The sequence below is a fragment of the Micromonospora fiedleri genome (genome assembly GCF_016774385.1).
GTDB classification, from domain to species: Bacteria; Actinomycetota; Actinomycetes; order Mycobacteriales; family Micromonosporaceae; genus Micromonospora; species Micromonospora gifhornensis.
Genome location: NZ_JAETXL010000004.1, coordinates 350168 through 371638 on the forward strand (window position 1 = coordinate 350168; position 21471 = coordinate 371638).

The 21471-nt window shown below is 68.4% G+C and carries 19 protein-coding genes, 1 tRNA gene, 1 pseudogene and 1 riboswitch; of the genes and pseudogenes, 9 read left to right on the forward strand and 12 right to left on the reverse strand.

Features of this window, described 5'->3' with window-relative positions; all coding sequences use genetic code 11:
* Positions 1 to 2: 2 nt before the first annotated feature.
* Complete coding sequence (locus JMF97_RS12595; RefSeq protein ID WP_203221743.1) at positions 3 to 1214, reverse strand: helix-turn-helix domain-containing protein; 1212 nt, start codon at positions 1212 to 1214, stop codon at positions 3 to 5.
* Between the two features lie 825 nt (positions 1215 to 2039).
* On the opposite strand from JMF97_RS12595, the gene JMF97_RS12600 reads away from it, so the two are divergent.
* Entirely contained in the window at positions 2040 to 2771 is a 732-nt protein-coding gene (locus JMF97_RS12600; RefSeq protein WP_307816905.1) for a TIGR04255 family protein, read from the forward strand.
* A 228-nt stretch (positions 2772 to 2999) separates the two neighbouring features.
* Here the strand turns inward: JMF97_RS12600 and JMF97_RS12605 are convergent, their stop codons facing one another.
* Complete coding sequence (locus tag JMF97_RS12605; protein ID WP_203220950.1) at positions 3000 to 3824, reverse strand: transposase family protein; 825 nt, start codon at positions 3822 to 3824, stop codon at positions 3000 to 3002.
* A gap of 56 nt (positions 3825 to 3880) precedes the next feature.
* Between JMF97_RS12605 and JMF97_RS12610 the strand changes: the two genes are divergently transcribed.
* Positions 3881 to 4141: a hypothetical protein gene (locus JMF97_RS12610; RefSeq protein WP_203221745.1), complete on the forward strand. Its 261-nt coding sequence runs from the start codon at positions 3881 to 3883 to the stop codon at positions 4139 to 4141.
* Positions 4142 to 4172: 31 nt separating this feature from the next.
* The gene (locus tag JMF97_RS12615; protein ID WP_203221746.1) at positions 4173 to 4682 is read left to right on the forward strand and encodes a hypothetical protein; all 510 of its coding nucleotides are present in this window, start codon (positions 4173 to 4175) and stop codon (positions 4680 to 4682) included.
* A gap of 185 nt (positions 4683 to 4867) precedes the next feature.
* On the opposite strand, the pseudogene JMF97_RS32220 reads toward JMF97_RS12615, so the two are convergent.
* Together JMF97_RS32220 and JMF97_RS12625 are read right to left on the reverse strand one after the other, a co-directional pair.
* A pseudogene (locus JMF97_RS32220) lies at positions 4868 to 5279 on the reverse strand (transposase); the annotation flags it as partial.
* A gap of 303 nt (positions 5280 to 5582) precedes the next feature.
* Positions 5583 to 5656, reverse strand: a tRNA-Gly gene (locus JMF97_RS12625).
* A 214-nt stretch (positions 5657 to 5870) separates the two neighbouring features.
* On the opposite strand from JMF97_RS12625, the gene JMF97_RS12630 reads away from it, so the two are divergent.
* Positions 5871 to 6881: a zinc metalloprotease gene (locus JMF97_RS12630; protein WP_203221747.1), complete on the forward strand. Its 1011-nt coding sequence runs from the start codon at positions 5871 to 5873 to the stop codon at positions 6879 to 6881.
* A gap of 67 nt (positions 6882 to 6948) precedes the next feature.
* Here JMF97_RS12630 and JMF97_RS12635 read toward each other — a convergent pair whose 3' ends face one another.
* Entirely contained in the window at positions 6949 to 7494 is a 546-nt protein-coding gene (locus JMF97_RS12635) for a pyridoxamine 5'-phosphate oxidase family protein (RefSeq protein ID WP_203221748.1), read from the reverse strand.
* A gap of 75 nt (positions 7495 to 7569) precedes the next feature.
* Between JMF97_RS12635 and dcd the strand changes: the two genes are divergently transcribed.
* Positions 7570 to 8148 carry a dCTP deaminase gene (gene dcd, locus JMF97_RS12640; RefSeq protein WP_013730777.1) on the forward strand — a complete coding sequence of 193 codons (579 nt, stop codon included), beginning with the start codon at positions 7570 to 7572 and terminating at the stop codon, positions 8146 to 8148.
* Between the two features lie 73 nt (positions 8149 to 8221).
* Here dcd and JMF97_RS12645 read toward each other — a convergent pair whose 3' ends face one another.
* The 4 genes from JMF97_RS12645 to JMF97_RS12660 form a co-directional block, all read right to left on the reverse strand.
* Entirely contained in the window at positions 8222 to 9262 is a 1041-nt protein-coding gene (locus tag JMF97_RS12645) for a C40 family peptidase (RefSeq protein WP_203221749.1), read from the reverse strand.
* A gap of 12 nt (positions 9263 to 9274) precedes the next feature.
* Positions 9275 to 9408, reverse strand: a riboswitch (cyclic di-AMP (ydaO/yuaA leader).
* A 174-nt stretch (positions 9409 to 9582) separates the two neighbouring features.
* The gene (locus JMF97_RS12650) at positions 9583 to 10596 is read right to left on the reverse strand and encodes a C40 family peptidase (RefSeq protein ID WP_232510724.1); all 1014 of its coding nucleotides are present in this window, start codon (positions 10594 to 10596) and stop codon (positions 9583 to 9585) included.
* A gap of 254 nt (positions 10597 to 10850) precedes the next feature.
* Complete coding sequence (locus JMF97_RS12655) at positions 10851 to 13049, reverse strand: (Fe-S)-binding protein (RefSeq protein WP_203221750.1); 2199 nt, start codon at positions 13047 to 13049, stop codon at positions 10851 to 10853.
* Between the two features lie 274 nt (positions 13050 to 13323).
* Positions 13324 to 13587, reverse strand: a complete 264-nt coding sequence (locus JMF97_RS12660) for a cell division protein CrgA (protein WP_013730773.1) — start codon at positions 13585 to 13587, stop codon at positions 13324 to 13326.
* 223 nt (positions 13588 to 13810) lie between these two features.
* On the opposite strand from JMF97_RS12660, the gene JMF97_RS12665 reads away from it, so the two are divergent.
* The 4 genes from JMF97_RS12665 (at position 13811) to JMF97_RS12680 (ending at position 17653) form a co-directional block, all read left to right on the forward strand.
* A complete protein-coding gene (locus JMF97_RS12665; protein ID WP_013730772.1) occupies positions 13811 to 14608 on the forward strand; it encodes a DUF881 domain-containing protein in 798 nt (265 codons plus the stop codon).
* Positions 14609 to 15831: 1223 nt separating this feature from the next.
* Positions 15832 to 16695, forward strand: a complete 864-nt coding sequence (locus JMF97_RS12670) for a class E sortase (protein ID WP_203221751.1) — start codon at positions 15832 to 15834, stop codon at positions 16693 to 16695.
* Positions 16695 to 16997, forward strand: a complete 303-nt coding sequence (locus tag JMF97_RS12675; protein ID WP_203221752.1) for a hypothetical protein — start codon at positions 16695 to 16697, stop codon at positions 16995 to 16997. The genes JMF97_RS12670 and JMF97_RS12675 overlap by 1 nt, the downstream gene beginning before the upstream one ends.
* A 5-nt stretch (positions 16998 to 17002) precedes the next feature.
* Positions 17003 to 17653, forward strand: coding sequence for an aminodeoxychorismate/anthranilate synthase component II (locus JMF97_RS12680; RefSeq protein WP_203221753.1), 651 nt, complete (start codon positions 17003 to 17005; stop codon positions 17651 to 17653).
* Positions 17654 to 17672: 19 nt separating this feature from the next.
* Here JMF97_RS12680 and JMF97_RS12685 read toward each other — a convergent pair whose 3' ends face one another.
* The 3 genes from JMF97_RS12685 to JMF97_RS12695 all read right to left on the reverse strand — a co-directional run bounded on the left by JMF97_RS12685 (position 17673) and on the right by JMF97_RS12695 (position 21471).
* Positions 17673 to 18173, reverse strand: coding sequence for a SanA/YdcF family protein (locus tag JMF97_RS12685; protein ID WP_307816887.1), 501 nt, complete (start codon positions 18171 to 18173; stop codon positions 17673 to 17675).
* A gap of 65 nt (positions 18174 to 18238) precedes the next feature.
* On the reverse strand, positions 18239 to 20068 hold the full coding sequence (gene pknB / locus JMF97_RS12690) for a Stk1 family PASTA domain-containing Ser/Thr kinase (RefSeq protein WP_203221755.1): 1830 nt from the start codon (positions 20066 to 20068) through the stop codon (positions 18239 to 18241).
* Positions 20065 to 21471, reverse strand: coding sequence for a serine/threonine-protein kinase (locus JMF97_RS12695; protein ID WP_203221756.1), 1407 nt, complete (start codon positions 21469 to 21471; stop codon positions 20065 to 20067). The genes pknB and JMF97_RS12695 overlap by 4 nt, the downstream gene beginning before the upstream one ends.

Below are 21471 nucleotides of genomic sequence, written 5' to 3' on the forward strand. Positions count from 1 at the left end.
GATCACGGCACGAGCCCGACCTTGACCGCGAGGTCACGGGCGTCATCTCGGATGGAACGCGGCCCGTCGAGCAGGTCCAAGGTGATCTGGCGGGCGTACCCGTTGAAGCGGATCGTCTCCGGAGCCGACTCGTACGCCTTCCGCAGCGTCGCCACGGTCGCTTCCTTGTCGTCCTTGCCGTAGTGCGCCCGCGCGACCTCGATGAGATGGCGTGCCCGACGTGGCCGCGACGGGATCGCCGCCGCATCATGACGACGCGCCTGCCGCACCGCCTCGCCGGATTTCTGCAACTCCACCGCCACGGTCACCGCGTGGGCGCCCATGATGACTCGCGAGAACGACGTCTGCGGCTGGTAGAAGCCCTCGGGCAGGCGCTGAGCCACCTGGTCCGCACGGTCCCAGTACCGCCAGGCCCGCCCTTCCTCACCGGCACGAGCAGCGGTGTACGCGGCCTCGAAGTTCAGCGCACCCCACAAGGCCAGCAGATTCGTGCTTCCGTCGGCTGCCCGCGACTCCAGGGCCGACAGCACGTCAAGCGTCACCGCCATCGCGGCGTCCCAGTCACCGGCGTCCCGATGCACCTGGCACAGGAACCACCCGGCACACGCGATCGCCTCCGGTTCCCCGGACTCCTGCGCCGCGACCATCGCCCGATCCGCCACCCGCCACAGCAACTCGGCCGCGGGCTGGTACGCGATGAACATCTGCGCCAGCCCGAGCGTTTCCGCCAGCAGGGCCTGCGCCTGCCGCCGCTGCTCACCGTCGTACGCCAACACGGCCCGCTGCCCGTCGCGCAGCAACCCCGGCAACAACCCGCCCAGCACCGTACGGTGATCCGACGCCTGATGCCGCGCCCGCCACGCCACCGCAAGCCGCTCCCTCAGAACGGCCAACGACTCCGCCGGGGTGTCGTCGGAGAGCGGGATGCGGTTCACGGCGTCCCGAACCGACGCCAGTGCTGGATGCTCCGGCCCGTTGACCGCCGCAGACCGGTCACCCAGTTCCACGGCCAACACCGACACGTCGATCTTCAGGGCACGTGCGATCCGATCCAGCATGTGAATGCGTGGCGGCAGGATGCGATCGGTCTCCACTGCCTTGACCCACTCGGCGCTACGACCTACCAGCCCACCCAGCACCGCGCGAGTCTTCCCGGACCGCTCCCGGTAGACCTTCAACCGCTGCCCGAACGTCAACTCCGGCAAGGAATCCACCCGGAACCTCCTCGCGTAGCGCGGGATGCACCACCGACCCATCGGCCGCAATCACGCCCCACGCTACCGACCGGCAGGCCACCCCATAACCCCTCACACGCGCAGCCTCCTGCATCCTCGCGTGGCACGCTCGGCCATCGTGGAATCGATCTTGACTGCGAGGACACGGGCATCCTCTCGGATGGTTACGGCCCGTCGAGCAGGTCCAGGTACGCACAGCGTGCGACTAACCCATGAGATCACGGAGCTGGTGATCAGTCGCCTGCGTCCCTCAACGTCGAGCAGTTCGAACGCGATCTCCTCGACACGGAACAGAACCTCATCTCCACGGTCTGGTGGCATTCGGCGTATGGCTCACAGTCCTGAATCGGTCGCAGTTCCAGCCCGAGGCCGCTATCGGTCCCCGTAGTGGTACCCGCAGGTGAGGATCTCGACGTCGTCCTTGATGATGCAGTTGTCGATGCCGCGCTCGACGAAGGTTGGCTGATTTCCTACCCGACGACGAGCATCAGGTCACGACGATCAGGTGGCTGAGCTACACGCGTTGCTACTGGTCGGACTCTCTCCAGGCAAGCCTCCGTCAAGACGAAGCGTTGACACGTCCTGGCAGTCACGCTCGGTGCGGTTCGCCTACATGAGGGGTGTGAGACGTGATTACCTGACGAACGGCGGATGTCGAAGTAGCTCGCTCGTTGGATACTGTGACGCATCGGCCCGGCGTCCCAGGATGGCGAGGTACGTCCGTGTAGCGTAGTGACACTAGGGGATATATCAGGCGAATACGGGCACCTTGGACGATTGAGAGGCCAGCAGGTGGTTCGGCGTGTGTACAGAAATCCACCGATCGAGGAGGCCATCTGCCAGGTTCGTTACGCGGCCCCAGTGGAGTGGACCGTTGCGACGCCCGGGCAACTCTTCGAGCGCTTTAAGGAACGGTATCCTGGAAAACCAAGAGTTCAGCGCCCCATCCAGGCAAACCTCGCGTCTGGGACGCAGGAAGAAGGCCCTTCCTTCTCTGTAGCTCCCGGCCCGGCTCGCATCCAACTCCGCTCGGGGGATGGCCGACGCCTCCTTACCGTAGGAGCCGATGTTGCCGGCGTGGTATCCCTACGCCCCTATGAGGGCTGGGAGCATTTGAAGCCGCGTTTCGAGCAAGACATGAGGGACCTATATGGATTTTTCGGTATCGCAGAGATTGCAGGCGTTAGCGCAAGATATATCAACCGAATAAAGATCAAGCAGGTCCCTGTCAACCTCAGCGACTACTTCCACCACTTCGCCGTAACGGCTATCGACTCTCTACCCTTTACTGGCGGCGTAACTGGATTCTTCTACAGATCAGAGCTCCAGGGATCAGACAACACCAAGCTGGCACTAACCTTGGCGTCAATCGAGTCAGAAGATGACACTGCTGATTTCTTGCTCGATATCGATGTTATCAAGGATGAGTCGATGAACCTTCCGGCGGCAATGGAATTGATCGACCACCTCAAGGAACAAGAGAACGCGGTTTTTGAAGCATTAATCACCGATCAGGCGAGGGGGTTGTTTGAATGACAAGTTTCACCATGAGAGCTGCCCGCGCTGTGGCCCCATATGCGCTGACTGTTTCGTCTCTAGTGCCGATGGCTCTTCCGCATCGGGGTCTTGAGGAGGCGCTCAACGAGCGCGACCAAGCGATGGTTCGTTCGTGGAACGCTAGCATGCTTCCGACCATGGCGTGGGGGCCACTGGAAGAGCTGACAACTCATCTCCTTTCCGATGTCAACTTCCAGTGAGGTGATCTCAGCAAGATTCGGGTAGGTAGCGGTATTCGAAGTGAGTCAGGTGTAGCGCGGCGGCGACGATCTCGCCGATCCGGCGTGGGCTGGCGGTGGTGTGGCGGAGCGTTTTCCAGCGTCCGGTCAGGATGGCGAAGCCGCGTTCGCCTTGCCAGCGCAGGCCGCGTAGCAGCCGGTTGTAGGCGCGGTTGTCGGGTGCGAGTCGGCTGCCGTCGGCGGGCTGTTTGATCGGTGTCTTGATGCCGTGGCCTGCGCTTTCGTAGCCGGAGTCGGCCAGGGTGGGCAGGTCGAGTTCGGCGGCGGACCAGTTCAATGCGGCGGTGACACCGAGTTCGCGGGCGCAGCTGGTGTCGTGCAGATGCGCGGGCATAGCCTGCGAGGTCCAGATCGGCAGCCCGTCTGGGCGCATGATCGCTTGGATGTTCGCGCCGAAGTCGCGGTGCTTTCCGGAGTACCAGGCGTCGATGGTCTCGCCCTTGACCGACAGGGTGGTCTCGGTGAGGCGGTCGCAGTCGAACAGCTTGCCGTCGAGGATCACGTGCGACCAGCCGTCGTCGGCGGCACGGCGCAGCGCGGTGTGTAAGTCGCTTGCTTGCGCGGCGAGTACCGCGATGCCCTCGTCGCGGTAGCGGTACGCGGTCGCCCGGGAGATCCCGAACCCCGCGCCGAGCAGGGCCAGGTCCTCGCCCTTGCGGAACCAGATCAGCACCAACAACGCCTGGTAGAAGCAGGTCAACGCGCGAGTGCCGCGCCGGGTCCCCTTGGCTCGACGCTCGGCGGCAAGCAGCCGGCCGAGATGCTGCACGAGTTCCCTCGGGACGTCGACCATGGCACGATAGGCAATCACGTGGAGCCCTCTCGAAGACGTGTTTCTGTCGCAAGGACGTGTCTATCGATGGCTCCACGCCTGTTTCCATCACCGCCCGACTCGACACCTTCGCCCGTGTCGTACTAATCAACACTTTTGCGCTGCTGAGATCACCTCAGTGGTTCGACCAGGACGTCATCGACTACGACTTTGCTATCCGCGAAGAGGCGTTTGGTGAGGTCGAGATTTTTGAAGACATCCTAGTTGAGGAGGACGCTCCTCTGATGCACCGAATCTCAGAGCCAGACCTAACGGCAATCAAACTGTTTGCAGAGTAGGGCGAGGGTAGTGGCGCTAGATTGGTACGAAGTGGTACAGGACGAGGAGCAGTTAGAGCAGGGAGATGTGCTCCATCTTGCGGCGCCGCGTGTCGTCCACGACATCACTCAGCCTGGTCGTATCTCAGTGCAAACCCTTCGTGGCACTTGGGTGGTTCTTAGCCAATCTTGCGACCTCGAGAATAACAAGATCCCCCAGGTCCTGCTCGCCTCTGCGCTAAGATACAGCGATTTTGCGAAGCACGATCAGAACGGCCGGCGAACAGAATTCCGGAAGGCTCTTACTCAAGGTGTCGCCATCGCCTATTCCCTACTGCCGGAATTCGATGGCCCGCCCGCCATTGAGTGGACAATCGTGGACTTTCATCATCTCCGACTTATGGACAAGGCTGCTGTAGAGGAAGCGGCTCGGAAGATGGGGAATCGCTTGCGGCTTAATTCCCCCTACAAGGAACAGCTTTCTCAATCGTATGGCCGATATATGATGAGGGTTGCGTTGCCACAGTCAGCGCGTGACTTTGAGAAGGTCAAGCCGGAATGAGGCGTGAGTAGGCAACGCAAGCAGCCAGGGCGCAAGTGGGGCGACAAGGCCGTGATAGGGATGCGGCGCGTGAATCCGGGCAGACCCCTGGCCTGCCCGGCACCCGGGGGCCTGCAGGGCTGTCGCGCAGCGACGCGAAATGCCTTGACCTTGGAGCGGCTGCCCCGCATACGGGCTCTTCGAAGTTAAGCGGGGTTGAGGTGTCCGCGGTGGCGGCGGATTGTGGCGGTGCGGGTGCGTTGCCGCTGGTTCTCGGGGTTGCGGAATCCGTAGGCATCGCGGGCGACGGTTTTGATGACGCGGTTGGTGCCTTCGGAGCCGGCGTTTGGTGATGCCGGTGTGCAGAAACGCGAGGATTTCGGGCCACCAGGTCTCGATCGTGGTGGCGAGCCGGTGCAGTTCGAGCAGGTCTTCCTTGGTGTTCCAGGCGGCCAGGATCGGTGCGCCGATCTTGGCAGGCAGGTTACTGAGCGTGTCGGTCAGCCGGTCGACGTGCTCCGCACGCATGCGGGCTGCTGAGCGGGTCAGCCGGTTGCGTTGCTGCCATTCCGGGTCGCTGGCCCGGCCGCGGCGACCACGGTGGGTCATGCGGGGGCGGAAGGGCTCGACAAGCACCCATTCGAGGAGGCAGGTGAGGTTCCACAACGCTCGCTGCTCGGCCTGGTCCTCAACCAAGTCGCCGAAGTCGTTGGTCAGCTCATCGGTGCGGGACAACCACTCGAACAGCACCAGCGCCTCGTCGTGGCTGAGCCTGACCACAACCTCGTCCTGGTCCACAGCCCGAAGTGTAGGTACCGCGCTGATCTACCAACACGCGACGGCGGAAGCTGACCGCGCCATCGTTCAGGCGCTGCACGAAGGCCCTGGCTGGGACTCGCGTCCTGGCCAGGGCCTTGATCGTGGAGCGGGTGACGGGAATCGAACCCGCACTGTCAGCTTGGGAAGCTGATGTTCTGCCATTGAACTACACCCGCAAGCGGGACCACTGTACCTGAGTCACTGCCCCCGTGCACCCAGGCACCCCGCCCGCCACCCCAGCCGGCGGGCCAGCCCACCGAGCGGCAAGAAGTTTCAGGTCAGCAACATATGCCCATTCTCAAATCTATCGATGGGTTGTAACGTCTGCCCCACGTTTTCCGCACGGCGCGACACAACCCCCCGGTCGCGTCGACAGAAAGAGGTGGGCTTATGGGACTCCGTCCCGTCCTGCTGAACCGGCGCCTCGCCGGCATCGCATCGACGTCACTGGTCATGGCGCTCGGCCTGGTAACGGTGGGCGCGCTGCCGGCCGCCACCATCTCCGCCAGCCCGGCGATGGCCGCCGGGCACGCGCACGCCGACGAGGAGTGCGCGGACCCGACCGGCAGTGCGGCCCGGGTCCGCGGTGGCGGTGTCCTCGCGCATGACCCGAACGAGCTGACCAAGAGCCAGGTCCTTCAGCGGGAGGCCGAGTTCGCCGACCTGCTCCAGGAGCGGGCCAAGCGGGTCGGTCAGCGTAACCTCGGCACCCAGGCCGCCGCCGCGTCGGTCACCATCCCGGTCGTGGTGCACGTGATCCGGAGGGACACCACCCGCGCCGGCGGAAACATCCCCGACTCGATGATCCAATCGCAGATCAACGTGCTCAACCAGGCGTTCAGCGGGGCAACCGGTGGGGCGGCGACCGCCTTCGCCTTCCAGTTGCAGAGCATCAACCGGGTCACCAACACGTCGTGGTACCCGATCCGGCAGGGCACCACCGCCGAGCGGCAGATGAAGACCCAGTTGCGGGTCGGCGGCAAGAACACGCTGAACATCTACCTGGGGGCGCTGAGCAACAACCTGCTCGGCTGGGCGACCTTCCCGCAGACCACGCTGAACAGCATGGACGGCGTCGTGGTGCTGAGTGAGTCGCTGCCCGGCGGCACGGCCACCAACTACAACCAGGGCGACACCGGCACCCACGAGGTCGGGCACTGGCTGAACCTGTACCACACCTTCCAGGGCGGCTGCTCCGGCTCGGGTGACCAGGTCTCGGACACCCCGGCGGAGGCTTCCCCGGCGAGCGGCTGCCCGACCGGTCGGGACACCTGCTCCGCCCCGGGCCTCGACCCGATCACCAACTTCATGGACTACTCGTACGACTCCTGCATGTACCAGTTCACTCCGGGCCAGGCCAGCCGCATGATCAGCGCCTGGAACACCTACCGAGCCGCCTGACGCGAGCCCTTCGGCACGTACCGCCTCCGGTGCCGGTCCCGTTCGACGGGGCCGGCACCGGCTGGTGTCAGGCCGCGCAGCGGGCGCGACGGGCGGAGTGGGCCGCCAACGACGCGGGCCGCTGCGCCTGCGGGGCGGTGGCTGTCGGATCGAGCCAGACCTGGACGGCCGGCACCCCGCCGTGCTCGCCCGGCACGTCGGAGTTGGCGTGGCCGCGACGGCTGAGCATCGCGACCTCGATCGTGAACTCGAACAGCCGCCAGTCGACCTGCGGCGCGGCGCGGGCGGCAAGCGCCAGGCGGGCCACGGTGGCGTCGTCGGTGACCGGCCAGGCCCGACCGGCGACGTACGCCTCGTCGTCGCTCTCCTCCGGCGGGAAGGAGTGCAGGGCATAGCGGCCGTCGCGTTCCAGGTCGCGCCGCTTCGGCGAGTCGATCACAAAGCAGTAGAGACCGTCGTCGGTGATCACCGGGGAGACCGGGTGCACCCGGGGCCCGCCGTCGGCGCGGACCGTGGCCAGGTAGCCGAAGCCCGGGCCGTACTGCTGCATGAGAAGGCGGATCTCGTCGGCGAGTCGAGGCTCGTCAGCGGCGAATTCGGACCAGGAAGCCATGTCGACATCTTATCGAACATACGTTCTAGACAGGTAGCGCGACACGCAGGTCAGCCATATCGGTATGGTGTGGCGATGCTGCTCTCCGACCGCGACCTGGTCTCCGAGATCAAGGCGGGCACGCTCGCGCTGGAGCCCTTCGAGCCCACGCTGGTGCAGCCGTCCAGCATCGACGTACGCCTGGACAAGCTGTTCCGGGTCTTCAACAACCACCTCTACACCCACATCGACCCGGCGACCCGGCAGGACGACCTGACCTCACCGGTCGAGGTGCCCGACGGCGAGCCCTTCGTGCTGCACCCGGGCGAGTTCGTGCTCGCCTCCACCCTGGAGGTCATCTCCCTCGGCGACCAGTTGGCCGGTCGACTGGAAGGCAAGTCCAGCCTGGGGCGCCTGGGCCTGCTCACCCACTCCACCGCCGGCTTCATCGACCCCGGCTTCTCCGGGCACGTCACGCTGGAACTGTCCAACGTGGCGAACCTGCCGATCACCCTCTGGCCCGGCATGAAGATCGGTCAGCTCTGCATCTTCCGGCTCTCCTCGCCGGCCGAGCACCCGTACGGATCGGCCGTCTACGGCTCCCGCTACCAGGGGCAGCGCGGGCCGACGCCGAGCCGGGCCTGGCAGAACTGGCGCACCTGGCCGACCCGCTGACCACGCCAACGCCAGGCCCACGCCTCCGGCAGGACCACGCCAACGCCAGGCCCAAGCTCAGCCAGGACCACGCTCAGCCGGGTCGGCCGAAGCTGTGGATGGGGCTGGTGTCCATCCGTTTCATCTTCACCGGCTGACCGGCGCGGGAGGCGTGCACCACCCAGCCGTCACCCACGTACATGCCGACGTGGTGCAGATCGCGGTAGTAGAAGACCAGGTCACCCGGGCGTAGGGCGCTGCGGCTGACCGACGCGGTGACCTGACGCTGCCGGGCCGCGTTGTGCGGTAGCGCCACCCCGGCCCGCGCCCAGGCGGCCAGCATCAGACCCGAGCAGTCGTACGCGTGGGGTCCCTCGGCCCCCCACACGTACGGCTTGCCGATCTGGGCGCAGGCGAACTTCACCGCCACCCCCGCCGGCCCGCCCGGATAGCCGGCCGGGCAGGGCGCCGGACGCAGCGGGCCGCCGCCTCCATTGCCGTACGCCCGCAGCCGGAGCCGCTGCAACCGGTCGATCTCGGCGTCGATCTGGCGGCGCTTCTGCGCGAACTCGGCCTCCGTACGGGCCAACTGGTCGATGGTGCGCTCCAGCCCGGCCTTGGCGGTGGTGAGTTCGTCGCGCAGTTCGCTCGCCTCGCGTACGTCCTGTTGCTGGAAGTGGGCGTAGCGGTCGAGCAGGCCGATCTGCTCCACGACCTCGCCGGGCGACCTGCTGTCCAGCAGGGCGTTGACGGCACCGACCGTGCCGCCCTTGTACGCCCGTGCCGCCAGCGCGCCGACCCGGGTCATCGCCGCGTCGACCTGCTGCTCAAGCGGTGCGATCCGAGCGGCCAGGGCGTCGGCCTCCCGGCGCTTGCCGGCGAGATCCTGCCGGGTGGCGTTGTGGCGTTCGATGAGTGGTTCGAGCCGGTTCCAGTCCGCGTCGATCTGGCGCTCGATGGCGTCGACCGTCGGCTCGGCGTGGGCCGCCGTCGCGCCGCCGGTCAGCATGACGGCGGTCGCGGACAGGGCGGCGAGTGCGGTGGTGCAGCGGTACCAGCGGGATCGCGGCGCAGCCGTCGTCGGGCCGGGCGTCGCCGGCCGTGCTGACGGTGGCCGCGGGGCATGGTGTGCCACCGGGCTCCGTACTCCTTCTTCCCGTACCGCCTACCGGGTTAGCTGACGGGTTCGGGCGGGAAGGGAGCGCCCTACCGCGGTGATCGCGGATTCACCCCGGGAACCTGGATCCCCGGCTCGCGCAAGCGACTCGGCGGTGTCGGACCGTTACCGCCCCTGGTGGACGGAACTGCCATCGGACCCGACGATTGCCCAGCGTAGGGACGATCCCCGTCGATACGCAACACATCCACACCATCACTCACGGTGCACAAATCCGACAACGAACAGGGCCCCCGGTCGCTTGACCGAGGGCCCTGGTGATGTTCCTGTCTGCTCGCTCAGCCGGGTCGGCGGAACCCGGCGATCGGCATCGTGGTGATCGGGGAGACGTTCACCGGCTTGCCCGCTCTGGGTGCGTGCACCATCAGATTGTTGCCCAGATAGAGGCCGACGTGACTCAGGTCACTGCGGAAGAAGACCAGATCGCCGGGGCGGGCCTCAGACCTGGAAATGGCCTTGCCCTCGTTCCACTGCGCACCGGTGAAGTGCGTCAGGTAGATGCCGGCGGCCTTGTACGCGTACTGGGTCAGCCCGGAGCAGTCGAACGAGTTCGGGCCGGTGGCACCCCAGACGTACGGCTTGCCGACCTGGGCGCAGGCCACCTTGATGGCGGTGCGGGCCGCCGCGCTGACCACCCCGTTGATGGTCGGGCAGTTGGTGGTCTTGACCGTGGTCACCGGCAGCGACCGCTCAAGTTGCTTGATCTTGGCATCGATCTGCTTCTTCTTCGCCGCGAGCTGCTTTTCCTTCGCCTCCTGGTCGGCGATCAGCGCGTCGAGCTTGGCCTTCTGCGTGTCGTACTTCTTGCGGACCTTCATCACGCTCTCGAGCTGCTGGCGCTCGTACGCCGCCAGCCGCTCCAGCATGGCCATCTGCTCGCCGAGCAGGTCCGGCTTGGCGTTCAGCAGCACCGCGCCGATTTCCTGGGACGGTCCGTTCACGTAGTACCGCGAGGCGAGGTCCGCCACCCGGTTCATGGCCAGTTCGGCTTCCAGGGCCAGCGGCTGGATCTTCTTCTGCAGGTCGGCCGACTTCTTCCGGTTGACCTTCAGCTGCGACCGCACCTTGTTGTACTGCTCGATGGTGGGCTCAAGCTGCTGCCACTGCTTGTCGATCTGACGCTCGATCTCCTCCACCGAGGGCTCGGCGTGCGCGGGGGCGGAGAGCAGGCCAGCGCCGACTGCGGCGGCAGCCACCAGGACGAGCAGACGGTGAGCGGCTCTCCGCAGACCACCTGGACGGCTCGACCGTCCGGGCACGTGACGATGGAGGGGCATGGTTGCCACCGGCAGCGACTCCTTTGCAACCGACCGCCGGGTGTCCCGCGGGCGGTAGAGGGGCGGAACAGACGACCTACGGCGGTCGGTGCCCAACATTAGGGAAGGCACCGGGCGGAATCAAGGCGACCAACGAACGATTCACGTTTGCGCGACCGGTTGCGCACAAAGGGTGTCGATCATTTCGTTATAGTCACGCGGGTAAATATGAATACGGGGTACGACGGACCACGTGAGCCCGCCGTACCCCGTAGCTGTTCAGGCCTTGCTCAGCTGCCGACCGGCTCGCCCTCCTCAGCGCCCCGGGCCTGCTCGGGGCGGACCGACCGCAGTAGGACGCTCGCCACATCGACCACCTCGACCTGCTCGCCGGCGCCCTTGCCGTTCACTCCGTCGGTGAGCATCGTCGAGCAGAACGGACAGCCGACGGCGATGGTCTTCGCCCCGGTGGACATGGCCTCCTCGACCCGGTCCACATTGATCCGCTTACCGATCCGCTCCTCCATCCACATCCGCGCGCCACCGGCGCCGCAGCAGAAGGAGCGCTCGCTGTTGCGCGGCATCTCGGTGATCTCGCCGGCGCCCAGCGCACTGCCCAGCACCTCACGCGGCGGGGTGAAGACCCGGTTGTGCCGCCCGAGGTAGCACGGGTCGTGGTACGTGACGCCGCCGTCGACCGGCTGCACCGGGGTGAGCTTGCCGGTGGCGACCAGATGCGCCAGCAACTGGGTGTGGTGCACCACCTCGAACTCGCCGCCGAGCTGGCCGTACTCGTTGCCCAGGGTGTTGAAGCAGTGCGGACAGGTGGCGACGATCTTCCGCTTGGCCTTCTCGCGGCCGGAGAACGCCTCGTTGAGGGTCTCCACGTTCTGCTGAGCGAGCATCTGGAAGACGAACTCGTTGCCGATGCGGCGGGCCGGGTCACCCGAGCAGGTCTCGCCCTCACCGAGGATGGCGAAGGAGACGCCCGCCTCGTTCAGCAGCGTGGCCACCGCGCGGGTGGTCTTCTTGGCCCGGTCCTCGAACGCACCGGCGCAACCCACCCAGAACAGGTACTCGAAGTCGTCGACCTCGCCGACGCGCGGCACCTCGAAGTCGAGGCCCTTGGTCCAGTCCTCCCGGGTGTTCTGCGGCGCACCCCACGGGTTGCCCTTGTTCTCCAGGTTGCGCAGCATCACGCCGGCCTCAGAGGGGAAGCTCGACTCGATCAGCACCTGGTAACGCCGCATGTCGACGATGTGGTCGACGTGCTCGATGTCCACCGGGCACTGCTCGACGCAGGCACCGCAGGTGGTGCAGGACCAGAGCACGTCCGGGTCGATCACACCGCCGGCCTCGGCGTCGCCGATCAGCGGCTTCTCCGCCTCGGCGAGCGCCAGCACGTCGACGTGGGCGAGCTGCGCGGCGGTGGCCTTCTCCTCGCCGGTGAGGTCCTTGCCGCCGCCGGCCAGCAGGTAGGGCGCCTTGGCGTACGCGTGATCCCGCAGGCTCAGCACCAGCAGCTTCGGCGACAGCGGCTTGCCGGTGTTCCACGCCGGGCACTGCGACTGGCACCGGCCGCACTCCGTGCACGTGCTGAAGTCCAGCAGGCCCTTCCAGGTGAACTGCTCGACCTGAGCCACCCCGAACTGGTCCTTCTCGGGGTCGGCCTCCTCGAAGTCCAGCGGCTTGCCGTCGCTCATCATCGGCCGCAGCGGGCCGAGGCCGGAGCCGGCCGCACCCGGCTTGCGCTTGAAGAAGATGTTGGGGAAGGCCAGGAAGCGGTGCCAGGCCACACCCATCGTCACGTTCAGCGAGATCACGATGAGCCAGGTCATCGAGATGGCGATCTTGATCAGGGCGGCGACGCTGACCCCGGACTGCCAGTCCGGCAGCGCCGAGCCGACCGCGTGGCTGAGCGGGGTGGCCCAGGTCGGGTACTCGAAGTGATCGGTGGCGACCTTGAAGCCCCGGATCAGGAAACCCATGATCAGTACGGCGAGGACGACCGCCTCGACGAAGTAGCCCTGCCACATCGTCGACCCGGTGAACCGCGAGCGGCGACCGGCCTTCGTGGGCCGGTTGGCGAGCCGGATCGCGATCAGCACCACGATGCCGACGATGCCCAGGATGCCGATCCACTCGGTGACCAGGCCGTAGAGCGCCCAGCCGCCGATCAGCGGCAGCCCGCCGGTCGGGGACACCACCTCGAAGTACGCTTCGAGCACCAGCAGCGACAGCACGATGAAGCCGACCATCACGAACCAGTGCGCCGCGCCGACCACGCTCCAGCGCAGCATCCGGGTGTGCCCGGCGGTCTCCGCGAGCATGGTCCTGGTGCGGCTGGCCTTGTCACCGAACCGGGACGGGTCGGGCTGACCCAGCCGGATCACGGCCGTCATCTGCATGACCGCGCGCACCGCAAGCCACACCGCAACGGCGGTGATGGCGGCCGCGAGGATCGTGGTGACGATCTGGACGCTGCCCATCGAGTTGGCCTCCCGGTCTGCTGCCTGGCGAGCGGCTCGGCGACCGGGTCGGAGGTGCGTACGCGACCTCAGCCGCCGCGCACCTCGAACCGGACCGGTCGATGACCGTCCCGCTCGGTCATGCAGTGCAGCCTACGCGCAAGGTTACCCAGCAGTAACGTGAGTCTTCTCGCACCTGGGCCACGCCGCCCTGCGCCCACCCTAGGAGGCAGCCGCAGCATCCGCGCGACGGGGCCCTCGACGACTCACCCGGCGCTGCCGGATGAGCTGTGGATCAGCGCCAGCGAGACAGCAGGATCAGCGAGCCGACCATCGCGCCGAAACCCACCGCCAGGTTCCAGTACCCCAGCTCCATGACCGGGTACTCCTGCTCGGAGAGGTAGTAGACCACCAGCCAGCCGATGCCGAACACGATCAACGACACGGCGGTGACCGGCAGCCAGATCGGGCTGGGCTTGCGCGTCGCCGCTGTCGCCGCCGGGCGGACGTCCGTGGGCGGGGTGTACACCTTCTTCTTGCGGACCTGAGACTTGGGCACGACGCTCTCCAGAGGGGTTACGACCTCGTCCGGCCTGCAACCGGGCGCGAGGGCGACGGTCCATGGCCAATAATGTTCGAGAGCTAGCGTAGTCCGGAAGCCCCGCTCAATCCACGAATGGGGGCCAGACCGTTGCCCGGCAACCCGGGAACGGACGACGGACGAGGGCCACCACGACCGTACGGATGCGGTCGCCGGGGCCGGAGACAGGGGGAAACGGGTCGTGGAGTACACGTCCGGCGCAGCCTCGTGGCAGAAGGTGGTGCGGCGTCTTGTCGCCGGCCTGCTGCGGCGCGGGCGGCGGCGACGCCCTGGCTGGTCGATCGGCGTACCGCTGATCGCCGCCGCCGCTGGCCTGCTCTTCACGACCACGGCCACCACCGCCGGCGGCACCGCGCTGCGTGAGGACCGCCGCCCTCAGCTCACCGAGCTGATCGAGGACCGCCGGGAGCGGGTGGCCCTGAACGAGGAGCGAGCGGCGACGCTGCGCCGGGAGGTCGAGAGCCGTACGACCGACCTCGCGGACTCGGACACGCCGATCAAGGAACAGCAGGAGCGGGCCACGGAGAACCTCGCGGTCGCCGGCTTCACCGCCCTGACCGGTCCCGGGCTGACGGTCGAGCTCAACGACGCGCCGCAACTCGGCAAGCTCCCCGAAGGGGCCAGCAACGACGATCTCGTCGTGCACCAGGGCGACGTGCAGGCCGTGGTGAACGCGCTCTGGGCCGGCGGTGCCGAGGCCATGTCAATCATGAATGTCCGCGTTCTGGCGACCAGCGCGGTACGCTGCGTGGGTAACACCCTGCTGCTGCACGGCCGGGTGTACTCCCCACCCTTCAAGATCGTGGCAATTGGCGATCCCGGCGCGCTTCGAGCGGCCCTCGCCGCTTCCGAGGGAGTCCGGTGGTTCAGGAACGCGGTGGAAAACTACCAACTCGGGTACTCCGAGCATGCTTCCACGGTCACCGTGCCCGCATTCGAGGATTCCACCACCCTGCGCTCGGCAACGGTGCCAGAGTGAGGCCGTCATGCGTGATCTAGTCATCAGCACGGTGCCGGGGCCGAAGCACCGTCATGAGTGAGCGTCCCGACGGTCGCCACCGCGACCAGGCCGACGAGGCGACCGCCTTCCTGCCCCGCGTCGACCGAGCCGAACCGACCCCCACCCGTCCGGCCAACGCCTGGCCCGAGCCGGTGCCGCCGCGTCCGTCCACGCCGGCGCGTAACGACGGCCCACTCCAGAACACCGGGGTACCGCTGCCGTCGGGCCAGCCGGACATCCCCGTCGGGCCGACGCCCTGGCGAGGAGCGTTCGAGCCGAGTCGGCCGACCGACACCCCCCAGCCGCCCGCGAGCGCCGCGTTCACGCCGCAGCGACCCCAGAACGGCGTACCCGCCCCGCAGGCCCCTCAGGCCGCACCGCAGCCGTCAAGCGCGCAGCAGTGGCCCACCACGCCGTACCGGCCCGACGGGCGGCAAGCGCCCAGCGCGCCGCAGGGGCCGGCAGGTCCGCAGTGGCCCACGACACCGCACGGTGGCCCGGCACCGCACGGGACGCCGCCGGGGTCCATGCCATCGCAAGGGCCGACAGCACCGCAGGGGCCCATGGCGTCGCAAGGACCCGGTGCACCGCCTGCGGGTGCCACCTCGGTACAGCGGCCCACCGTGCCGTACCTGCCTGCTGAGCCGGGCGGGCACGCAGCACCGCCTCCTCCCGCCACGCAGCACGCAGGTGGCGCGCAGTACCCGAACGGCATGCCGCCAGGCCCCGGCCAGCGCGCGACGCCGGGGAACGGCGTCACGCCCGGACACGAGGCGACGCCCGGGAACAGTGCCACGCCCGGACGCGGCGCTTCGCCGGGGCAGGGGATGCCGAGCGGACCAGCTTTGAGTGGTTGGTCGGGCGATGGTCCGACTGCGCTGATGCCCAGGATCGGGGACGCCGCCGCGACACCGCCCCCGGCTGCGAGCGGCGGCCGGCCGACGGAGCCGAGCCGTCCTGGCCAGAACGCGGCCGGCCCTGCGCCACAGGCCGGCCCACCGGCTGGTTTCGCAGCGTCCGGCCCCCAGGCTGGTTTCGCAACGTCCGGCCCCCAGGCTGGTTTCGCAGCGTCCGGCCCGCAGCCGGCCCGCAGCGGGCCACACCAGCAGGCCGGACCGGGCGGGTCCGACGGGCGGGCCGACGAGGCGGCCACCGCCCTGATTCCGGCGGTTGCCGGCGTCCGGCCTGGCACGCCGCCCGCGATGGACTCGACCGCCCTGATGGGTGCGGTACCCCGACCGCCGAAGGTCGAGGAGCCCGCCGGCGCCGACCAGCCGGCCGAGCCGCCCAAGCCACGCCGGGGTGACCGGGTGGTGCAGTTGCGGGCGGAGCAGACGGGCGAGGGCTACAAGAGCGTCTACTCGGAGCTGACCCGCCCGTCCTTCTGGTCCCGCGTACGCACCGGTCTGCGCTTCGGCGGCGAACTGCTGATCACCTTCGGCCTGGTGGTGCTGCTCTTCGCGGGCTACGAGATCTGGGGTAAGTCGGCGATCGTCGACGCCCACCAGGACGAGCTGAGCCAGCAGTTGGCGCAGGCCTGGGGGCCCGAGGGCGACCCGACCGTGGCCCCCTCGGCCACTCCCTCCGCCTCCGCCTCACCCAAGCCGCCGGTGCAGGGCAAACCCATCGCCGGTCTTTTCATTCCGAAGTTCGACAAGGAATGGATCGTGGTCGAGGGCGTGACCCAGAAGGACATCCGGTACGCCCCGGGCCACTACCCGGAGAGCGCCATGCCGGGTCAGGTGGGCAACTTCTCCGTCGCCGGGCACCGCAACCGGGCCACCTTCTGGCGTCTCGACGAGCTTCGCAAGGGCGATCCGATCATCGTCCAGGACCGCGACCAGTGGTACGTCTACCAGGTCACCGAGAATGTGATCGTCAAGCCGCACCAGGTCGAGGTGGTGGCCCCGGTTCCCGGAAGCCCGGGGGCCAAGCCGACGAAGCGGATGCTCACCCTGACCACCTGCAACCCGAAGTTCGACAACTACGAGCGCTTGATCATTCATGCGGAGTTGACGCATACCCAGTCGAAGGACCAGGGACGCCCGGCTGAGCTGGGGACCTGATGTACGGGTGGATCTGGCGCAAGCTGCCATTCGGGCTGCCCGGCAAGCTGATCGGCAGCCTGCTGCTCGCCACCACGGTCGTCGCGCTGCTCTGGTACGTGGTCTTCCCCTGGGCCGGGCCGCTGCTGCCCTTCACCGGCGAGGACGTCCAGGTCACCCAGCAGGACTCCGAGGTGCCGGGTGCCCCCGGTGACGTCGGGCCCGGCACCGATCCGGCCGACGACGCACCAGCGGGCGACGAGCACGATCTGCCGTACGACACCGACCGGAACAACACCCCACCCCCCGACGAGGACGAGTGAGACCGATGCGCGTCCTGGTGATCGACAACTACGACTCGTTCGTCTTCAACCTGGTCCAGTACCTCGGCCAGCTCGGCGTCGAGTGCGACGTACGGCGCAACGACGAGATCGACCTCGCCGAGGTGGGCCGGCTCGGTGAGGCCGGTGTGCTGCTCTCGCCGGGGCCCGGCAGCCCGGATCGCGCCGGAATCTGCCTGGACGTCATCCGCGAGTACGCCGGCAAGCTGCCGATCTTCGGTGTCTGCCTGGGGCACCAGGCGATCGGCGAGGCGTTCGGTGCCACCGTCACCCGGGCACCGGAGTTGCTGCACGGCAAGACCTCGCTGGTCCACCACGACAACAGCGGGGTTCTCGCCGGGCTGCCCGATCCGTTCACGGCAACCCGCTACCACTCCCTGGCGGTGCTGCGCGAGACGCTGCCGGACGAGCTGGAAGTCACCGGCTGGACCGAATCCGGCATCGTGATGGCGATGCGGCACCGCACCCTGCCGATCGAGGGGGTCCAGTTCCACCCCGAGTCGGTGCTCACCGAGGGCGGCCACCTGATGTTGGCGAACTGGCTCGCCACCTGCGGTCACCCGGAAGCCCTGGACCGCGCCCCGGCCCTGGCCGCCGAGGTGGACGCCCGCCGCCTGGCCGCCTTCGCCACCACCTGAGCCCACGATCGACACGGGTTCAGTCGGTCAGCGCGTCGGTGACGCCCGGGTGTGCCGGCGAGTCGACTGCGGCGGGCCGGTTGCGGATCGCGTCCCAGGCGGCCTTGCCGCTGGCGAAGTAGTCCCGTACCGACTTTTCCACCAGCAGGCCGGTGCCGCAGCCGGTGCAGCGGGCGGGCACCCCGTCGGCGTCCACGCCCAGCTGCCGGCAGAGTGTCACCGCCCGGGACAGGTGGTAGGACTGGGTGACGATCAGGGCCCGCTCGACCCCGTACACCTCCCGCGCACGGCGACAACTGTCGTACGTGTCCAGGCCGTACGGGTCGGCGACGATGCGCTGCGGATCGACGCCGAGCTGCTCGGTGAGGTGGGCCGTCATCGCCGCCGTCTCGTCACCGGAGGCACCGTGCCCGTCGCCGGAGACGAGGACCACTCGGGCCCGCTGCTGGCGCACCAGTTCGGCGGCGGTCTCCAATCGGCCCGCCAACCGGATGCCCGGCCGGCGTCCGTCCTCGGTCACCGGCTGATCGTCCGGCACCCGCGCCGCGGGATCGCCGGCTCCCTGACCCGACTCGCTCGGCGCGGTCACTCTCCAGGCAGGCGGAACGGCGGGAAGATCGGCAACAGCTCGCCGTCGCCACCGCCACTGCCGCCGCCACCATCGTCGTCCGGCGGCGGGGTGGTCGGATCCCCGGTCGGCGGCGCCGACGTCGGCGGGTCGTCGTCCTCCGGCTCCGGCACCGAGACGAAGATCGTCACCTTGGTGCCCTTGGTCCGCTGGCTACCGGCGTTGGGGTTCTGGTCGGTGACCCGGCCGGCCCGGTCAGCGGGCACCTCAGGGCCGATCTCCACGTTCCACTCGAAGCCGGCGTTCTCCAGTTCCCGCTTCGCGTCGGCCTCGGTGAGGTTCTCCACGTTCGGCACCCGGACCACGTTGCCCTTGGAGACGGTGAGGGTGACCACGCTGTTCTCGGCGACCTTCTCGCCTTCCTTGGGGTCGACCTCGAGCACCAGCCCGGCGGCTTCGGGGCTGTCCTTGTCCACGGTCTTGACCCGGAGATTGAGTTGCTCAAGGCGCAGCTTGGCGCTGTCGACCTTGCTGCCTTCAAGGCCGCCCGGAATGGTCACCTCGGGCTTGCCGCCGCAGAGCTGCACGGTGACCGTGCTGTTCGGGGCGATCTTCTCCCCGGCGGGCGGGGTCTGGTTCGTCACCCGACCCTTACGGCAGTCCGAGGTGAAGACGTCGTCACCCCGCTCCGGCTGGAAGCCGTCCGCCTCCAGCCGGGCGAACGCCTCCTGCTGGGTCATCCCGCTCAACGTGGGCACCGGCACGTCCTCGGGCGTCTTGTCGTTGAGCAGCAGCGCGGCCACCAGCGCGATCACCGCGAGCACGCCGAGCGCGGCGAACATGGCGATCAACCAGGAGGAGGCGCGCCGCTGACGCGGGTCACCCACCCGGGCCGGGATCTGGCGGGTCTGCGTCGCCCCGCCCGCCGGGTAGCCCGAGCCGCTGGCCGCGGACATCGGTACGGTCTCGTCCTCGCGCAGCACCGGGGTGGCCATCACCGGCCGACCGGCCGCCGCCCGGAGCAGGTCCGCGCGCATCTCGCCAGCGCTCTGGTAGCGGTTGAGCGGGTTCTTCGACAGCGCCTTGAGCACGATCGCGTCGACCGCCGGGTTGACCTCCGGGTTGAGGTCGCTCGGCGTCGGCGGGGCCTCCCGGACGTGCTGGTACGCCACGCTGACCGGGCTGTCGCCGACGAACGGCGGATGCCCGCAGAGCAGCTCGAAGAGCACACAACCGGCGGCGTACACGTCGGAGCGGGCGTCGACGGCCTCGCCGCGGGCCTGCTCGGGCGAAAGATACTGGGCGGTGCCGATGACCGCGCTGGTCTGCGTCATCGTGGTGGCGCCGCTGGCCAGGGCCCGGGCGATGCCGAAGTCCATCACCTTGACCTGACCGGTCTGGGTGAGCATCACGTTGCCGGGCTTGATGTCGCGGTGGATGATGCCGTGCCGGTGGCTGAAGTCCAGGGCGGCGCAGATGTCGGCGCAGATCTCCAGCGCCCGCCGGGGTTGCAGTCGGCCCTCGGCGCCGAGCACCTCCTTGAGGGTGCGCCCGTTGACGAACTCCATCACGATGAACGGAAGGGTTTCGCCGGTGGGTGCCTGCTCCTCGCCGGTGTCGTAGACCGCGACGATCGCCGGATGGTTCAGCGAGGCGGCGTTCTGCGCCTCCCGGCGGAAACGCATCTGGAAGGTGGCGTCCCGAGCGAGGTCCGTGCGGAGCATCTTGATCGCGACGTCCCGGCCGAGCCGAAGGTCACGACCACGGTGAACCTCGGCCATGCCGCCATACCCGAGCAGCTCGCCGACCTGGTACCTGCCCCCGAGCAGGCGGGCCTGCGCTGTCATCGCGTCCGTCGTCCTTCGCTTGTCGTCGTCTCGTCGCCCGGTCGGGGCTGATCCAGTCGACGGTACGCCGTCAGGGCCGGATCGTCTCGCCCGTCGGGCCCCAGCACGCCGGACGTCACCGTGTGCACGGACACCTCGACCGGCATGCTGTTGTTGATGCTGTCCTTCAGCCTGTAGGAAACCACGCCCGAACAGACCACGACCAGCGTGCCCAGCAGGATCGCCAGGAACCACATGCCGGACCGTGACCGTCTGGGCGCGGGCCGTGACTGATTGGGCTGCGGGGCGTACGCCGGGGGAACCGGGGCTGCACCGCGTGGGTAACCGGTCGCCGCCGGTGCGACAGTCGTCGGACGCGGCTGCGCCACCGGCTGCCGTGCGGCCAGCGGCCGGTGACCCGCAGCCGGAGCGTGTGGCGCGGCCGGCAGCCGGGGTGCGGCAGGCGAGTGCGGTGCCGCGGGCGGGCGGGGCGGCTGCGGCACCTGGGCCCGGCCGGGCGGCGGTGTCGCCGGGTTGCGCCCAGCGGGGGCCGGTGAGGCCGGAGCCGCCGAGATGGGCGCTGAGCCACCGGGGCGCGCCTGCCGGGACAGTGCCGTCTTCAGTTGCCGGGCGACCCCGGCCAGTACGGCGGCGCTCGCCCAGCGGTCCTTCGGGTCCTTGGCCATCGCCCGCTCGACCAGCGCACAGACCTGTGGCGGAATGTCCGACGGCAGCGGACGCGGCGTCTCCCGGACGTGCCGCATGGCGATGTCGAGCGGGTTGTCACCCTCGAACGGCCGACGCCCGGCGAGGCACTGGTAGGCGACCACGCCGAGGGCGTACACGTCGGAGGCGGGGGTGGCGACCTGGCCGGTGGCCTGCTCCGGCGAGATGTACGACGCGGTACCGAGCACCGAACCGGCCGCGGTGAGCTGACCCACCAGCTCGGAGCGGGCGATGCCGAAGTCGGTGAGCACCAGCGTGCCGTTGGGTCGGACCAGCAGGTTGCCGGGCTTCACATCCCGGTGCACGATGCCCTTGACGTGGGCGGCGTGCAGCGCGTCGGCGGCCTGCGCGACAAGCGCCATCGTCCGGGCCGGGGTGAGCCGGCCGACCCGGCTGAGGGTGGCCGACAGCGGATCACCCTCGATGTACTCCATCACCAGGAAGGCGATCTGCTGGTCGCTGCCGAAGTCGTAGACGTCGACCACGCCCGGGTGGTTGATCGTCGCCATGGTCCGGGCCTCGCCCCGGAACCGCTCGGCGAAACCCGGCTCGTCCAGCAACGCCGGGAGCAGGCTCTTGACCGCGACCGTACGCCCCAGCACCTGGTCGGTGCCGCGCCACACGTCACCCATGCCACCGCTGGCGATCCGCTCGTCGAGGCGGTACCGGTTACCGAGCTGCACTCCCGGACTGAGCAT

Excerpts from the sequence above, each read along its gene's own strand:
- JMF97_RS12630 (WP_203221747.1), top strand. The coding sequence starts at position 5,871 with ATGGGACTCCGTCCCGTCCTGCTGAACCGGCGCCTCGCCGGCATCGCA.
- pknB (WP_203221755.1), bottom strand. The coding sequence starts at position 20,068 with ATGACAGCGCAGGCCCGCCTGCTCGGGGGCAGGTACCAGGTCGGCGAG.
- JMF97_RS12695 (WP_203221756.1), bottom strand. The coding sequence starts at position 21,471 with ATGCTCAGTCCGGGAGTGCAGCTCGGTAACCGGTACCGCCTCGACGAG.
- JMF97_RS12655 (WP_203221750.1), bottom strand. The coding sequence starts at position 13,049 with ATGGGCAGCGTCCAGATCGTCACCACGATCCTCGCGGCCGCCATCACC.
- JMF97_RS12680 (WP_203221753.1), top strand. The coding sequence starts at position 17,003 with ATGCGCGTCCTGGTGATCGACAACTACGACTCGTTCGTCTTCAACCTG.
- JMF97_RS12635 (WP_203221748.1), bottom strand. The coding sequence starts at position 7,494 with ATGGCTTCCTGGTCCGAATTCGCCGCTGACGAGCCTCGACTCGCCGAC.
- JMF97_RS12605 (WP_203220950.1), bottom strand. The coding sequence starts at position 3,824 with ATGGTCGACGTCCCGAGGGAACTCGTGCAGCATCTCGGCCGGCTGCTT.
- JMF97_RS12675 (WP_203221752.1), top strand. The coding sequence starts at position 16,695 with ATGTACGGGTGGATCTGGCGCAAGCTGCCATTCGGGCTGCCCGGCAAG.
- JMF97_RS12670 (WP_203221751.1), top strand. The coding sequence starts at position 15,832 with ATGGACTCGACCGCCCTGATGGGTGCGGTACCCCGACCGCCGAAGGTC.
- dcd (WP_013730777.1), top strand. The coding sequence starts at position 7,570 with ATGCTGCTCTCCGACCGCGACCTGGTCTCCGAGATCAAGGCGGGCACG.